Consider the following 14,600-nt stretch of genomic DNA (forward strand, 5'->3'; position numbering starts at 1 on the left):
AAGTCCGGTCGACGCCTAGCCGCCGACCAGGGCCAACCACTCGTCCTCGGTCATCACCTCGATGCCCAGGTCAGTGGCCGTCTTCAGCTTCGAGCCTGCGCCGGGTCCGGCCACCACGAGGTCGGTCTTCTTGGACACCGAGCCTGAAACCTTGGCGCCCAAGGCCTCGGCTTGGGCCTTGGCCTCGTCGCGGGTCATCTTTTCCAGCGCGCCGGTGAAGACGATCGTCTTGCCCGCGACGGCGGTGTCCGTCTTCGGCCGCTCGGCCGGAATGACCTCTTCGAGCTGCGCGCGCAGGGCCTCGACCTTTTCGCGGTTGTGCGGCTCGGCGAAGAACTGGGCGATCATCCGCGCGGCGACCGGGCCGACGGCGTCGACGCCGGAGAGCTCCCGGAATTCCTCGCCTGGCTCTTCCCGCGCCGCCTCGCCCACCACTTCGGCGATCGTGTCCCAGTCGCCGAACCGCTCGATGAGGGCCGTCCGGCCGCGCGAATTCAGCTTCGGCACGGCCAGCTGCAGCCGCTTGTCGAGCGAGGTCTCCTCCGGCAGCAGCAGCAGCGCCTGTCGGCCCGAGCCGAAGTCCAGCAACGCGCGGACGGCGGTGGGGCCGAGCCCCTCCAGGTCGACAAGCGCGGCGTAGTTCTCGCCACCGACCTGCTGCGCCGCCGCGTGGGCGATCTGGACGAAATGATCGTAGGTCTCGAAGTGCCTCGCCAGCGCCAGCGACGTGGTCTCGCCGACGTGGCGCACGCCCAGGCCGAAGATGAAGCGGTCCAGCGGTATGCGCCGCTTGGCGTTGATCGCTGCGACCAGATTGTTGATCGACGTCTCGCCGTAGCCGTCGGTAGCGCGCAGTTCGGCGAGCTTCTCCTCGTCACGGGCCAACCGGAAGATATCGGCCGGCTCCCTGACCCAGCCGCGCTCGAAGAAGGCGGTCAGCTGCTTTTCGCCCAGCCCCTCGATGTCATACGCGCGGCGCGACACGAAGTGGCGCAGGTGCTCGATCCGCTGGAACGGACAGGCGAACTCGCCCGAACAGCGACGCACGACGGTCTCGGCGCCTGCGGCCGTGGTCTCCTTGACGATCGGCGTCTTCAGATCGCACGGACAGACGGCGGGAAACTCATAAGGCACGGCGTCTGCAGGCCTTTCCTCGGGCACGTAGCCGAGGATCTGCGGGATCACGTCGCCTGCCCGCTGGAGGATCACCGTGTCGCCGATCCGCACGTCCTTGCGGGCGATCTCGTCGGCGTTGTGCAGGGTGGCGTTGACGACGACGACTCCGCCGACGGTCACCGGATGCAGCCGCGCCACCGGTGTGATCGCGCCCGTCCGGCCGACCTGGATGTCGATGGCCTCCAGGGTCGTCCGCGCCTGCTGGGCCGGGAACTTGCGGGCGATGGCCCAGCGTGGCGTGCGGGTGATGAAGCCCAGGCGCTGCTGCCAGTCGAGGCGATCGACTTTGTAGACGACGCCGTCGATGTCGTAGCCGAGCTTTGGCCGCACGGCCTCCATCTCGGCATAGGCGTCCAGCAGGCCTTGCCCGCTGATCACCCGGCAGCTCTCGGGCGTCGTCTGGAAGCCCCAGGCCTTGAGCTTGGCCAAGGCATCCCACTGGGTCTGAGCGAACGGCTCGCTGAGCAGCCCCCAGGCATAGGCGAAGAACTTCAGCGGCCGCGTGGCTGTGACCTTCGGATCGATCTGGCGGAGCGAGCCGGCCGCCGAGTTGCGCGGATTGGCGTAGGTCTTCAGGCCCGCGGCCTCGTTGGCGGCGTTGAGCGCGGCGAACTCCTCGTGGCCGAGATAGACCTCGCCGCGAATCTCGATGACGTCGGGCCAGCCCTCGCCGGACAAGCGCTTCGGGATGTCGGCGATCGTGCGCAGGTTCTCGGTGACGTCCTCGCCCACGCGACCATCGCCCCGCGTCGCGCCCTGGACGAAGACGCCCTTCTCGTAGCGCAGCGAGGCCGAGAGGCCGTCGATCTTCGGCTCGGCCGTGTAGGCGACCTCCTCCGAGCCCGACAGGCGCAGGAAGCGCCGGATGCGGGCGTCGAATTCGAGGGCGTCGGTGTTGGAGAAGGCGTTGTCGAGGCTGAGCATGGGCACGCCATGCTCGACCGGCGAGAACTGCTCGGCCCGCGCCGCTCCGACCCGCAAGGATGGAGAGTTTTCGCGGATCAGATGCGGAAAGGCCGCTTCCAGCTCGGCGTTCCGACGCTTTAGCTCGTCGTACTCGCCGTCCGAAATCGTGGGCGCATCCTGCTGATGATAGCGGATGTCGTGCGCGGCGATCTCGTCCGCGAGCCAGGTGAGTTCTTCGACGGCCTCGGCCTCGGTGAGGTCGGAGGCGGCTTTGGACGTGTCAGGCATGCATCAAGGCTCTGGCGGCGGCCCGCGCGGCGTCGGTGATCTGAGCGCCGGCCAGCATTCGCGCGATCTCTTCCTCGCGCTCGGCCAGCGACAGCGTCTCCACCGCGGTCCGGATGCGCTCGGCGTCGCCGGCCTTGGAAATGCGCCAGTGCGCCTCGGCGCGCGCGGCGACTTGAGGGCTATGGGTGACGACCAGAACCTGGGCGTCGGTCGCCAGGCGCTTGAGGCGCAGGCCCACCGCGTCGGCCACCGCGCCGCCCACACCCTGATCGACTTCATCGAAGATCATCAACGGCTGCGCGCCCTCGGCGCGGCCGGCCAGAGAGGCCTTCAGCGCCAGAGCGAAGCGGGCGAGTTCGCCGCCCGACGCGATCGCGCCCAGGTCGCCGAACGGCGCGCCTGGATTGGTTGCGACCTCGAACGCCACGCGGTCTAGGCCGGTCGGGCCGGCCTTGTCTTCCCCGAGCGCGTCCACCGCCACGCGGAAGCGGGCCTTGTCCAGCTTGAGCGGCCCAAGTTCGCCCATGACCGCGGCGGCCAGCCGTTCGCCCGCAGCGCGGCGAGCCTCGGTCAGTTTGACAGCCTGGGCGAGGTAGTCGGCGCGCGCTGCGGCGACGGCCGCGTCGGCGGCCTTGAGGTCGTCTTCCGAGGATTCCATCGCCTGGAGACGTTCGGCGAAGCGGACCCGCAGGATCGGCAGTTCCTCGACACTGACCTGCAGCTTGCGGGCGACCCCGCGCAGTTCGAACAGGCGCTCCTCGGTCTTTTCGAGCTGATCGGGACGGAAGTCGAAGGCCTCCGCGGCGACGTCTACCGCGGCCTCGGCCTCCTGCGCCTCGCTGAACACCCGGTCGATAGCGCTGCTGGCCAGGGTCAGGCGCGCGACGGCGGGGGAATCCTCAGCCGCGCCTGCAGCGACGGCGCGGCTTCGCGCATGCTCGATGGCCCGAACCGCCTGGGCCAGGCGCGGGCCCAGGCCTTCGAAAGCCTGACGGGCCTCGGAGATGTCGCTCAGCGCCTTTTCAGAAGCGCCGAGAATGGCGCGCTCCTCGGCCAGAGCCGGTTCCTCGCCCTCGCGCGGATCGAGGCGGTCGAGCTCAGCCAGGCGCAGCGTCAGTTCTTCAGACTCGGCCGCCGAACGGGCGACGATCTCGCGAAGCTCGTCTGCCCGGTTGCGCGCGGCCCGCCAGTCGGCCCAGGCGCGAGATACGCCCGCCGTCAGCGCGCCGAGCGAGCCATAGGCGTCCAGCAACGGGCGATGCTTGCGTGCATCCAGCAGGCCGACCGTCTCGTGCTGCCCATGCACCTCCAGCAGGATCTCGCCCAGTTCGCGCAGGACCGTGGCGCTGGTCGCCTGATCGTTGACGAAGGCGCGGCTGCGGCCGTCGGCGCTCAGCGTCCGGCGCAGCACCAAGTCTTCGCTGCGATCGTAGGAGATGCCCTTCTCTTCCAGCACATCCCAGACCAGATGGTCGGGCGCCGGCGCGAACACGGCCGAGACCGCCGCTTGCGAAGCGCCCTGGCGCACCAGTCCGGCGTCGGCGCGCGCGCCGACGGCCAGGCCCAGGCTGTCGAGGATGATCGACTTGCCCGCCCCTGTTTCACCAGTCAGCGCCGTCAGCCCCGGGCCGATGGACAGGTCCAGGGCCTCGATGAGCACGACGTCGCGGATCCAAAGTCCGATCAGCATGGCTGCAAGATCGCCCGGAATCAGCCGGTTCGGAAGACGCTTAAGTTCGCTTTAGGTTCTATTTCCCGCCACCCAGGCCCGGAATGCGCGAGAGCAGGCCTCGGCGTTGTTCGGGCTTGGCCTCCTGGACGGCTGCAGGCGCTTCGGCGGAGGGCGTTTCCAGCGCCGGCGGCGGCGCGGCTTCGGCCGGAGCCTCCACAGGCGCAACGTCGGCGGCCGGCGGCCTGATGGTGGCTTCCTTGTCCTTCACGAACGGCAGGCGCGAGACCAGGCTCGGCTTCTTCGACTGCGACGGCTCGACCGCCGGGCGCAGGCCCCTGTCGGTCAGAAGCTTGTAAGCGTCGCGATACCAGACATCGCCCGGATAGTTGTAGCCAAGCACGGCGCCGTTGCGCTTGGCCTCTTCGGCCAGGCCCAGCGTCAGATACGCTTCCACCAGACGATAGAGCGCCTCGGGCGTGTGGCTGGTGGTCTGATAGCGGTCGATAACGGTCTTGAACCGGCCGATCGCGGCCAAGGTGTCGCCCTGCCGCAGGTACCAGCGGCCGATGGTCATTTCCTTGCCGGCCAGCTGGTCGTTGACCATGTCGATCTTCAGCCGGGCGTCGGCCGCATATTCGGTACGCGGATAGCGCTGAACGATCTCGGTCAGGTTGGCCAGCGCCTGGCCCGTCGCGGCCTGATCACGACCCACATCGACGATCTGCTCGAAGTAGCAGATGGCCTTCAGATAGTGGGCGTAGGCGGCGGCCGGATTGCCCGGATACAGCGAGATGAAGCGGTCGGCGTCACCGATCGCTTCGGCATAGTCGTTGCCCTGATAGTGGGCGTAGGCCGTCATCAGGATCGCGCGACGCGACCACTCCGAATAGGGATGCTGGCGTTCGACTTCACCGAAGTACTGGACGGCCTGATTCCACAGGCCGCGGTCCAGCCGGTCTGCACCGGTGGCGTAGAGCAACTCCACCGGCCGCTCTTCATAAGCCAGACGGGGCTTGTCTTCCTTGCCCGCACAGGAGGCCAGGGCGAGTGTGGCGCAGCCGACTATAAGAGCCGTGCGAGTCCGGGTATTGCGAAGCAAGGACACCTTCACCTCTAAAGGAACGACGCGCGCCCCCGCGCTGCGAGTCCCCGCTTCTACAGCATGGAATGCAGGGCGCAAATGCGGCGAAGCCCAAATCCAGACGCGACGTGGCGCCTCAGACCGCTTCGGCCAGCTCCGGCGCGAGGGTGCGATAGCGCCACGACTTCGGCGAGGCCAGCAGGGCGCGAACCAGTTGATTGTTCAGGCTATGGCCGGCCAGCACGCCCTCGAAGCGGCCGAGGATCGGCGCGCCCAGAACATACAGGTCGCCAATAGCGTCCAGGGCCTTATGACGCACGAACTCATCCGGACGGCGCAGGCCTTCCGGATTGAGAATGCGGTCGCCCTCGATGACCACGGCGTTTTCCATCGAACCGCCACGGGCCAGACCGATGGAGCGCAGATACTCGACCTCATGCAGGAAGCCGAAAGTGCGGCAGTCGGCCAGCTCGGTGCGGAACGCCTGCTCGTCCATGACCAGGTCGACGGCCTGACGTCCGATAGCGGCCGACGGAAAGCGAATCTCGAAGGCCACTTCGAACTCGTCCGACGGCTTCAGGACGGCGCTCTTGTCGCCGTCGACAAACTCGATCGGCTCCACGATCTCGATATAGGTGCGCAGCGCATCCTGCGAACGGCGGCCGGCGCGATCCAGGATCTGCACGAACGGCAGCGACGAGCCGTCCATGATCGGCATCTCGGGGCCATCGAGTTCGACGACCGCATTGTCGACGCCCAACATGACCAGAGCAGCCATCAGGTGCTCGATGGTAGAGACGCTGACGCCGGCGGCATTCTCAATCACAGTGCCAAGCTGGGTCTTGGTCACGGCTTCGCCTGACACCGGCACGCGGTTGTCGCGGTCGGTCACGTCCGTGCGGACGAAGACAATTCCGGAGTTGGTCGGCGCAGGACGAACGGCGACACGCGTATAGGCGCCCGTATGGACGCCGACGCCGGCGAAGATCGCCGGACCCTGCAGGGTGTGTTGAAACTCTTGTGCGCGCAAAACTCGCCGCCTTCCTCGTTCGGACGTGCGATCCAACAAACCGCACCATGCCCCAACTGTCAGGTAAGGGTTATGCCGCGCCGCAGCAAAACACTTCCTGTTTCGCAATGTTTCGATTTGGGACGGTTAATAAACCCTTAGGATTCAAGGGGAAGCAGGAGCCTTCCAATGGCATTCGCAACCGTCGTTGACAGGGGGAACGGGAGCCTCTTAGCCTCTCGTCACGGATCGAGCCAGCCACGGAGCGCCGCGATGAAGACACTCAACGCAACGCCATCATCCGTGACGTTCGGCGTCGGCCTGATCCCGACCTGATCGCGACCGTCACGATCCCGGCTACGGCCGACAAGGGCCCGCGCGCCCTGTGACGAGACATGACATGACCCATCCCACCCCCGCCGCTCCGTCGAGCGCGGCGGCTCCTGCGCCGTCGGCCTGGAGCCTGATCAATCTTGAAGTCGAGACCCGGTTCGACATTGCGCCCGACGGACGGATCGACCGAGAAGCCGCCCCCGACGGCTCCCCCGGGCCGCTAATGTTCCTGGCGGGATGCTGTGAAGGCGTCGCCATGCGCCTCGGAAGGCAGGTCGACCAAGACCTCGCTGCGGCGCTGAGCGACCTGGCCGCGGACGAACCGCCGCTAGGCGATCCGGACAGCGCGCCGCGCCACCTCGACCGCTACCTTGCCCTGCTGGGCCCAGGATGCGTCGCCAGTCGGGGCCTCGCCTATCATCTGCCTCACGGCACGTCCGCGCCTGGGCGGGCCGAGACAGTTCTTTCGGGAAGCCCCGAGGCGGCCCGACTGGAAGAGCGGTTCGCACGCGATGGCATGCCGCCTGCCCTCGCAGCGCGGAATTTCCACCAGGTTGCAGACCTCTGGCCGCCCTACTGCCTGATCATGCAGGATGGGGAGATCGCGTCGATGGCCTTCGCCTCCCGCCTTGGCGGGCGCGGCGCAGAGCTGGGCCTGGAAACCCTGACGCCCTTCCGTGGCCGCGGTCTCGCCGCCCTCGCCGTCGCCGGTTGGAGCAGCCATCCGGCCCTCGCCGAGCGCTCGCTCTTCTACAGCACCGCTCATGGCAATCACGCCTCGCAGCGCGTCGCTGCCAAGCTCGGACTTCGGTTCCTCGGGCCGACCTGGGCGTTCGCCAGCGCCTGAAACGCAAAACGGCCGGGCGACGCCCGGCCGTTTCACATTGATTTTGCTCGGACTTAGTTGGCCAGGCGGCGCAGGAAGGACGGAATCTCCAGATCTTCCTGGCTATCGAACTGGGCTTCCTGGGCCGGCTGCTCGGCAGGGAGCGCTCCGCCACGGCTGACCGGCGCCTGTTGGCGAGCCGGCTGCGGCGCAGGTTGTTGCTCGTAGCGCGGGCGGCTGCCGAAGAGGCTGAGGAAGCCGCTGCGTTGCGGGCGCCGCTCCTCGTAGGCCGGCTCAGCGAACAGCGGCTCTTCTTCGAATTCCTCGACCGACGGATCGACGATCTTGGTCATCGGGCGGGTGATCTGCGGTTCAGGCGCAGCGGAGACCACCGGAGCCGGGGTCGGCGCGGGCGCCGGAGCGCTGTAGAGATCGCCCTGCTCTTCCTCGAACACGGCCTTGACCGGCTCAGGCGCCGGAGCGGGTGCAGGCGCCGGGGCGGCGGCGACAGGCGCCGTCGCCGGCACATAAGCAGCCGGTTCCGGATAGCGCGGCGCCGGGCGGTCAGCGAAGCTCGGCGGAGCCGGACGTTCGTAGCTCGGGGTCGCGCGCATGACCGGCTCGGTCACCGGGGCCGGACGAGTTGTCTCGGCGCGCAGCGGCGGCGCGGTCAGCGGTCGGCGCTCGACCTTCGGCTCGATCGCCGCGATGGAGGCGCCGTCCATGCCGGTGGCGACCACCGACACGCGCATGACGCCGTCCAGCGTCGGATCGAAGGCCGCGCCGAAGATGATGTTGGCTTCGGCGTCGACTTGTTCGGAGATGGCGTTCGCCGCTTCGTCGACTTCCAGCAGGGTCATGTCCAGACCGCCGGTCACGTTGACCAGCACGGCCTTGGCGCCCTTCAGCGAGACTTCGTCCAGCAGCGGGTTGGCGATCGCGTTCTGGGCGGCCATCAGGGCGCGGTCTTCGCCGGTCGCCTCGCCTGTGCCCATCATCGCCTTGCCCATCTCGGTCATGACCGTGCGGACGTCGGCGAAGTCGAGGTTGATCAGGCCCGGCAGCACCATCAGATCGGTGATCGAGCGGACGCCCGAGTGCAGGACCTGGTCGGCCATGCCGAAGGCTTCAGCGAAGGTGGTCCGCTCGTTGGCGACCCGGAACAGGTTCTGGTTCGGGATGACGATCAGGGTGTCGACGTAGCGCTGCAGCTCGCCGATGCCGGCGTCGGCCAGACGCATGCGATGGCGGCCTTCGAAGTGGAAGGGCTTGGTCACCACGCCGACGGTCAGGATGCCGCGCTCGCGGGCGCACTTGGCGATGATCGGCGCGGCGCCGGTGCCGGTGCCGCCGCCCATGCCGGCAGTGATGAAGATCATGTGGGCGCCGTCGAGGTGCTCACCGATCTCCGGGATCGATTCCTCGGCCGCGCTCATCCCGACTTCCGGATGAGCCCCGGCGCCGAGGCCCTGGGTCACCTGGACGCCGAGCTGGATCCGGCGATCCGTCTTGGCGAACGCCAGCTGCTGGGCGTCGGTGTTGGCGACGACGAATTCGACGCCCTCGAGGTGGGCCTCGATCATATTGTTAACGGCGTTGCCCCCGGCGCCCCCGACGCCGAACACAACGATCCGCGGCTTCAGTTCGGTCGCGCGAGGCGCGGAAAGTGCGATAGCCATTGGGACCCTGTGTCCTCCGTACCGTGGTCAAGGGAACTGAAGGCGACCCGCCCGCCTGGTTCCCGCGACGGCTGGCGTTAAGGAAGCGCCCACCATCGTTAATTGGCGGTTAACTGCATAAGGCGAGTCGGAGGCGCGTGAAGGCGCATCCACAACAAAATTTCTTGCTGTGTAAGGCTTGAGCGTTAACCACGCGGGCCGACTTGCAGCACGTTCGTCGGCTAGAGGGCCCCTGGCGCTAAGGCGCTCAATGAACAGGGTTTTGCATCCTGCGCGAGCATGCGAAGTCCCCGATTCACCCTCACGGCGAAGCTTGAAATCCCCTGTTCAGAGGTTCTCGCGCAGCCAGGCGGCGGCCTTGGCGACCGGGTTGGCCTTGGGGTCGAGCGGCTCACGGCGCAGTTTGGCGCTGGCCAGAGCCTTGGCCGAAACCGCTTCCCGCGGACCGAACGCCGCGCGCTGCAGCACCCCGGCGGCGGCGCAGAACGCCGGGCCTGAAGCCGCATCGGCCAAGTGCGGCACGCGGCGTGGACGGCCGAGGCGGACCGGCCGGTCGAAGACCCGGACGGCGACTTCGCGCACGCCCGCAAGTTGACTTGCGCCGCCAGTGAGAACCAGGCCGGCGCCGGCCTCGACCGGAGCGCCGGAGGCCTTCAGGCGATCGCGGAGCAGTTCCAGGGTCTCTTCGACGCGCGGGGCGATGATGCCCTTCAGCAGCGACCGCGGCGCGATGACGGGCCCCGCGCCTGGATCGTCGCCGCGCGGCGGCGCCTCGATCATCTCGCGGTCTTCGTTGGCCGAGGCGATGGCCGAGCCGTGCAGGGTCTTGATGCGCTCGGCGCCGGCGACCGAGGTCGACAGGCCGCGGGCGATGTCGGCGGTGACATGGCTGCCGCCGACCGGAAGGGTTTCGACGTGGATCAGGCTGCCGCCCGCGAACACGGCCGCGGAGGTCGAGCCGCCGCCCATGTCGATGCAGACCGCACCCAGGTCCATCTCGTCCTCTTCCAGCGCAGCGAGCGCCGAGGCGAACGGCGCGGCGACGACGCCTTCGAACTGGAGGTGGGCGCGCTCAACGCAGGCGCCCAAGGTTTGGTAGACGGCCTCGCTGACGGTCACGACCAGCAGTTCCACGCCGAGCGACCGGCCGAACATGGCGCGCGGATCACGAATCGCGGCTTGGCCGTCCACGCTCCAGGCGACGGGCAGAATGTGCGCGGCCCGGCGGCCGGGAATCTTGATCTGGGAGAGGGCCTGCTGGATCGCGCGGACCAGGTCGCCATCGTTGATGGGGCGCGCGCCAAGCGACACGCGGCCGGCGATGCGATGGCTGGTGAGCTGGCCGCCGGCAGTGGCGACCGTGACGCCCTGGACCTGCACGCCAGCGACGTTCTCGGCCCGCTCCACGGCCTGAGCGATGGCGTCGGACGCCTCGTCGAGGTTGATGATCGCGCCGCCGCGCACACCGCGCGACTGGACATAGCCGACGCCGGCGGCGGTCAGGGTGCGATCGCCACGGCGCACGCCGTCCGGCTTCATGATGAAGCACGTGACCTTGGACGCGCCCAGATCCACGGCGGCCACCACCGGCTGGCGGCTCAGCGCGGCCTTCAGGCCCTCGCGGCTTTCCTTGCGTTCCTCAACCCGGGTCGACAAGTCCTTACGTCCTTCCTTAAGTCTCACGCGCCGTTGGCGACCAATTGGCCCGGCAGCACGCCGTCGCGCGGGCGCACGGCCACCACGGTCGGATCGCGCAGATCGATCCGCTCGAAGCCCAGTTCCAGAATGCGCGAGCGCTGATCGAGCTGTTCGAGCTGGATCAGGGCCGCGCCCTCGTCGACCGCCGGCAGTTGCACCAGCGAGCCGTCTTTCATCCTCAAGTCCCAGCGGCGGCCATCGACGCGCACCAGCGCCTCGGTCCGCTCGGCCAGGCGCGGCCGGGCCGCCACTTCCGGCAGGATCGCGGAGGCGGCCTCGTTGGCGCCCGCGCCGACGATCAGCGGCAACGTCGGGAACCGGCCGGGATCGGCCTCCGGGATCACCCTCCCCGTCTCGTCGATCACGTGGCTGCGGCCACCGTTCTGCCAGACAGCCAGTTGCTGGCGCTCCACCACGGCCAGGACCAGGGTGTCGGGCAGCAGGCGAACGACGCGCGCTTCCTTCACCCAGCCCACAGCCTCGATCCGTTGGCGAATGGCCTCCAAGTCCATCCCCAGCACCGGCTCGTCCTGATAGACGGCAGCGGCGCGCAGGATGTCGGCCGTCGCCATCTCGGACGCGCCCTCGACGTGAATGGCTTTCAGCTTGAAGCCGACGCCGGCGAACCCGCCGCCGACGGCCGAGCCCATGGACGCGCCCAGCTTTTCGCTGCGATGGCCAGTGGCCATGGTGACGGTCAGAGCGATCGCGACCACGCCGGCGGCCGCAATCAGCGCGTGCCAGGGCGACAGCCCTACGCCGCGCGCGGCGCCCAACTTGGCAGGCGCGTACGACGCCCCCGGCTTCCTCGCGCGGGGGGCGGACTTGGAGCTAGCGGGCGTCTTAGCCCGGGGCTTCGCTTGTGCTCGCGACTCCCCCCGCAGTGCCGCGGGCATACGCATCCTCCGTGATCCAAAGCACCAGACGGTCGAAATCCACCCCCTTGTGAGCCGCCTGCTCTGGAGCGAGCGAGGTGGGCGTCATGCCGGGCTGGGTGTTGACCTCCAGAAGGACCAGAATGTCGTTAATGTCGTCATAACGAAGGTCGGAGCGGGTAACCCCTCGGCAACCAAGAGCAGCGTGCGCCTTCTCCGACAATTCCAGCGCCTTTTCAAAGACATGAGGGGGAATATCGGCCGGCACGACGTGCACGGAACCGCCCTGCGCGTACTTGGCTTCGTAATCGTAAAATTCAGTCTGCGGGATGATGTCGGTAACGGTCATCGCCTTGCCGTCCATTACGGCAACAGCGAGCTCCTTTCCGCGAACATAGGGCTCGATCATCACCTCTTCGCCGAAGGTCCAGTCGGGCGACTTCAGCTCCTGCGGCGGGCGATTCGCGCCCTCCCGAACGATGAACACGCCGACCGACGATCCTTCGGCGTTAGGCTTGATCACATATGGCGGAGGCATGACGTGGTCAGCCGCCGCGACGTGCCGGTTGAAGAGGCCGCCGCCCGGCACGGTGACCCCCGCCGCGGCCATCACCGCCTTGGCCTTGGCCTTGTCCATGGCCAGCGCGGACGCCAGCACGCCCGAGTGGGTGTAGGGGACTTTCAGCGTCTCCAGGATGCCCTGAACGCAGCCGTCCTCCCCCCATTCGCCGTGGAGGGCGTTGAAGCACACGTCCGGCTTCAGCGCGCTCAGCACCTGCGCCAGATCGCGGCCGGCGTCGACATAGGTGACCTTGGCGCCCAGGCGTTCGAGCGCAGCGCCGCACTCCCGTCCTGACGAAAGGCTGACCTCGCGTTCGGAGGAGAGGCCGCCCAGCAGCAGGGCGACGTGATGTCCGGAGAGGGGAAGGCTCACTGGCTTGCGCTCGCAGTCTTGCGGAAGTCGATATCGCTGTCCGCCACGGTGTAAACGAAGGCGGCCCAGACGGCCACGTTCTGCGCGAGTTCTTTGGGGTCGACCTTGTCCAGGGTGTCGTCCGCCGAATGGTGGAGGTCGAAGTAGCGGGTCGCGTCCTGCTGGAACTCCACGACCGGCGTGCCCAGGCGCCTGAGGCCCGCCACGTCCGCGCCGCCGTCCACCGCCGGCTCGCGGGAGATGATCACGCGTAGCGGGACAGCCGCAGCGGCAAAGGCCTTCATGGCCGGATGAGTCAGGCTGCCCGCAGGCAGCTTGGCGTTGAAGATCTCGCCCGCGCCCAGATCGCTCTCGCCGGCCACGATCAGATTGGGGACCTCGTCCTTGTGGGCGTCGGCGTAGGCAGCGCCCGACCCGCCCTGCTCCTCAGCGCCCCACATGACCACGCGGATCGTCCGGCGCGGGCGTTGAGGCAGATCGGAGATGAGCTTGGCGGCCGCCGTCGTTACGCCGATGCCGGCCGCATCGTCGACCGCGCCGGTGCCGGCGTCCCAGGAGTCCAGGTGGCCGCCAATGACGACGACCTCATCTGGCCTCTCCCGGCCCTTGATCTCGCCGACGACGTTGTAGGCCGGCGCCTTGGTCCGATAGGTCGACGCCATCGACAGCTTGATGCGCACGGGCTTGCCGCGCGCGACCATACGCTCCAGCAGCTCGGCGTCCGGCGGCGAAAGCGCCGCCATGGGGATGCCCGAGATAGCCGCCCCGCCGCCATGCGGCAGGCGGGTGTCGTCCGTGGAGATCGACCGGACCAGATAGCCGACTGCGCCGCGCTTGGCGGCCTCGACGCCGCCCGAACGGGTGCGGACCGCGCCGGCATAGCCGCGGATGTCCTGCGTCCGGCGCATCGGCTCGGTCACGACGGCGATCTTGCCCTTCAGAGCGCCCGGCGGTTGGGCCAGGAGCTCATCGTAGCTGCGGAAAAGCGCGATCTCCGCCTCCAGTCCTCCGACCGGGGTCGCGGCCGAACGGCCAAGGCCGAGAATTTGCAGCTTCTGCGGGAATGGCGCCGTCACCTCGGCCGCCTCTGCGCCGCGCAGCCACGACTCGGTTTCGAAGGTCTCGACGTGGACGTTCTCGAAGCCGAGGGCCTTCAGCTTGGCCACGCCCCAGTCGCGAGCACGGTCCATGGCGGGCGAGCCCTGGGGGCGGGCGCCAATCTCCGTGGTCAGGGATTCGGTCACGTCCCAAGCGGTGGTGTCGACCAGCGCCTTGTCCCGCAAAGCGACGGCGGTGGCGGCCAAATCCGCAGCGTAAACGGCGGTGGAGGAAAGCAGGGTGGCGGCAGCGGCCGCAAGCAAGGCAATGCGCATTTGCGGCGCGTGCCTCTGGTCGGGGATGCTGTCAAGCTGCTCCCACGGTTCATAGCGCCTTGGTCGCAGGCAGCCGAGCAAGTCAGTGTTATTTCGGAGCTGCAACCGCGGATTTCGCGCACCTGATCTGCACGCTCGATTCACCAAACCGGAGAACGCGGTCGCAATTCACGCAATCGTAAACCTTACATTAACGCGAAAGTCGCCAACCACGCGAATACTGAACGACCCCAGTTGAACCGCCCCTTGAATGGTCAAGCTTGTACTCAGGCGATTTCCCGAGAATCTCTATTCCAGCTTGTAATCGCAGCGTAACGGCGTTACGCGTTAACTAGGTTTCGTCGGGTGCGACGACACAAGCTCGGGACTATGAGGTTACAGATGAAGGCGTGCTCGCTAGGGCTCGCCGCGGCAGTCATGCTGTCGCTAGGCGCCGTCACATCTCCACCTGCTGCAGCCACAACTATTTTCAACAATTTCGCGGGATCCCCTGCGAAACAGACCGAACTCGTCAAGATCGACGGCAAGCTTTACGCGCTCGATATCTCAGGCCTGGTCCATGACGGGAACCCCGTCGAAGAGTTCTGGACGAAGGAAAAAGACAAGACCTCGGCCGAGCTTCGCGCCCAGCTGCGGCTGGTGTCGGCCGCAGTGCCAGAGCCTGCCAACTGGGCGATGATGATCGTCGGCTTCGGCATCGCGGGCGCGGCGGTTCGCGCCGGCCGCCGCCGCAACTTCCTGGCGAAATAG

Annotated in this window: 11 protein-coding genes; 2 read left to right on the forward strand and 9 right to left on the reverse strand. The window is 67.8% G+C overall.

Annotation, left to right across the window (positions count from 1 at the left end):
* Window positions 1–15: 15 nt before the first annotated feature.
* The 4 genes from ligA to lpxC all read right to left on the reverse strand — a co-directional run bounded on the left by ligA (window position 16) and on the right by lpxC (window position 6,153).
* Complete coding sequence (gene ligA, locus ASC79_RS05100) at window positions 16–2,370, reverse strand: NAD-dependent DNA ligase LigA (protein ID WP_056020605.1); 2,355 nt, start codon at window positions 2,368–2,370, stop codon at window positions 16–18.
* Window positions 2,363–4,060 (reverse strand): DNA repair protein RecN, encoded by a 1,698-nt coding sequence (gene recN, locus ASC79_RS05105; protein ID WP_056020608.1) that lies wholly within the window; start codon window positions 4,058–4,060, stop codon window positions 2,363–2,365. The genes ligA and recN overlap by 8 nt, the downstream gene beginning before the upstream one ends.
* A gap of 58 nt (window positions 4,061–4,118) precedes the next feature.
* Window positions 4,119–5,141, reverse strand: coding sequence for an outer membrane protein assembly factor BamD (locus ASC79_RS05110; protein WP_082531940.1), 1,023 nt, complete (start codon window positions 5,139–5,141; stop codon window positions 4,119–4,121).
* A gap of 118 nt (window positions 5,142–5,259) precedes the next feature.
* A complete protein-coding gene (lpxC, locus tag ASC79_RS05115) occupies window positions 5,260–6,153 on the reverse strand; it encodes a UDP-3-O-acyl-N-acetylglucosamine deacetylase (RefSeq protein ID WP_056020611.1) in 894 nt (297 codons plus the stop codon).
* Window positions 6,154–6,532: 379 nt separating this feature from the next.
* Here lpxC and ASC79_RS05120 point away from each other — a divergent pair, with 379 nt between their 5' ends.
* Window positions 6,533–7,312: a GNAT family N-acetyltransferase gene (locus ASC79_RS05120; protein WP_056020614.1), complete on the forward strand. Its 780-nt coding sequence runs from the start codon at window positions 6,533–6,535 to the stop codon at window positions 7,310–7,312.
* A gap of 53 nt (window positions 7,313–7,365) precedes the next feature.
* Here the strand turns inward: ASC79_RS05120 and ftsZ are convergent, their stop codons facing one another.
* The 5 genes from ftsZ to ASC79_RS05145 all read right to left on the reverse strand — a co-directional run bounded on the left by ftsZ (window position 7,366) and on the right by ASC79_RS05145 (window position 13,838).
* Entirely contained in the window at window positions 7,366–8,970 is a 1,605-nt protein-coding gene (gene ftsZ / locus ASC79_RS05125; RefSeq protein WP_056020617.1) for a cell division protein FtsZ, read from the reverse strand.
* A 327-nt stretch (window positions 8,971–9,297) separates the two neighbouring features.
* Complete coding sequence (gene ftsA, locus ASC79_RS05130) at window positions 9,298–10,509, reverse strand: cell division protein FtsA (protein ID WP_235528749.1); 1,212 nt, start codon at window positions 10,507–10,509, stop codon at window positions 9,298–9,300.
* A 140-nt stretch (window positions 10,510–10,649) separates the two neighbouring features.
* On the reverse strand, window positions 10,650–11,564 hold the full coding sequence (locus ASC79_RS05135) for a cell division protein FtsQ/DivIB (RefSeq protein ID WP_056020623.1): 915 nt from the start codon (window positions 11,562–11,564) through the stop codon (window positions 10,650–10,652).
* Complete coding sequence (locus tag ASC79_RS05140) at window positions 11,512–12,477, reverse strand: D-alanine--D-alanine ligase (protein ID WP_056020626.1); 966 nt, start codon at window positions 12,475–12,477, stop codon at window positions 11,512–11,514. Before ASC79_RS05140 ends, ASC79_RS05135 begins: the two co-directional genes overlap by 53 nt.
* Window positions 12,474–13,838: a M20/M25/M40 family metallo-hydrolase gene (locus ASC79_RS05145; protein WP_369817298.1), complete on the reverse strand. Its 1,365-nt coding sequence runs from the start codon at window positions 13,836–13,838 to the stop codon at window positions 12,474–12,476. The genes ASC79_RS05140 and ASC79_RS05145 overlap by 4 nt, the downstream gene beginning before the upstream one ends.
* Window positions 13,839–14,231: 393 nt before the next feature.
* Between ASC79_RS05145 and ASC79_RS05150 the strand changes: the two genes are divergently transcribed.
* A complete protein-coding gene (locus tag ASC79_RS05150) occupies window positions 14,232–14,600 on the forward strand; it encodes a PEPxxWA-CTERM sorting domain-containing protein (protein WP_200937077.1) in 369 nt (122 codons plus the stop codon).

The sequence above is a fragment of the Phenylobacterium sp. Root1290 genome (assembly GCF_001425305.1).
In the GTDB taxonomy this organism is placed as follows: domain Bacteria; phylum Pseudomonadota; class Alphaproteobacteria; order Caulobacterales; family Caulobacteraceae; genus Phenylobacterium.

Excerpts from the sequence above, each read along its gene's own strand:
- ligA (WP_056020605.1), bottom strand. The coding sequence starts at position 2,370 with ATGCCTGACACGTCCAAAGCCGCCTCCGACCTCACCGAGGCCGAGGCC.
- recN (WP_056020608.1), bottom strand. The coding sequence starts at position 4,060 with ATGCTGATCGGACTTTGGATCCGCGACGTCGTGCTCATCGAGGCCCTG.
- ASC79_RS05120 (WP_056020614.1), top strand. The coding sequence starts at position 6,533 with ATGACCCATCCCACCCCCGCCGCTCCGTCGAGCGCGGCGGCTCCTGCG.
- ftsZ (WP_056020617.1), bottom strand. The coding sequence starts at position 8,970 with ATGGCTATCGCACTTTCCGCGCCTCGCGCGACCGAACTGAAGCCGCGG.
- ftsA (WP_235528749.1), bottom strand. The coding sequence starts at position 10,509 with ATGAAGCCGGACGGCGTGCGCCGTGGCGATCGCACCCTGACCGCCGCC.
- ASC79_RS05135 (WP_056020623.1), bottom strand. The coding sequence starts at position 11,564 with ATGCCCGCGGCACTGCGGGGGGAGTCGCGAGCACAAGCGAAGCCCCGG.
- ASC79_RS05150 (WP_200937077.1), top strand. The coding sequence starts at position 14,232 with ATGAAGGCGTGCTCGCTAGGGCTCGCCGCGGCAGTCATGCTGTCGCTA.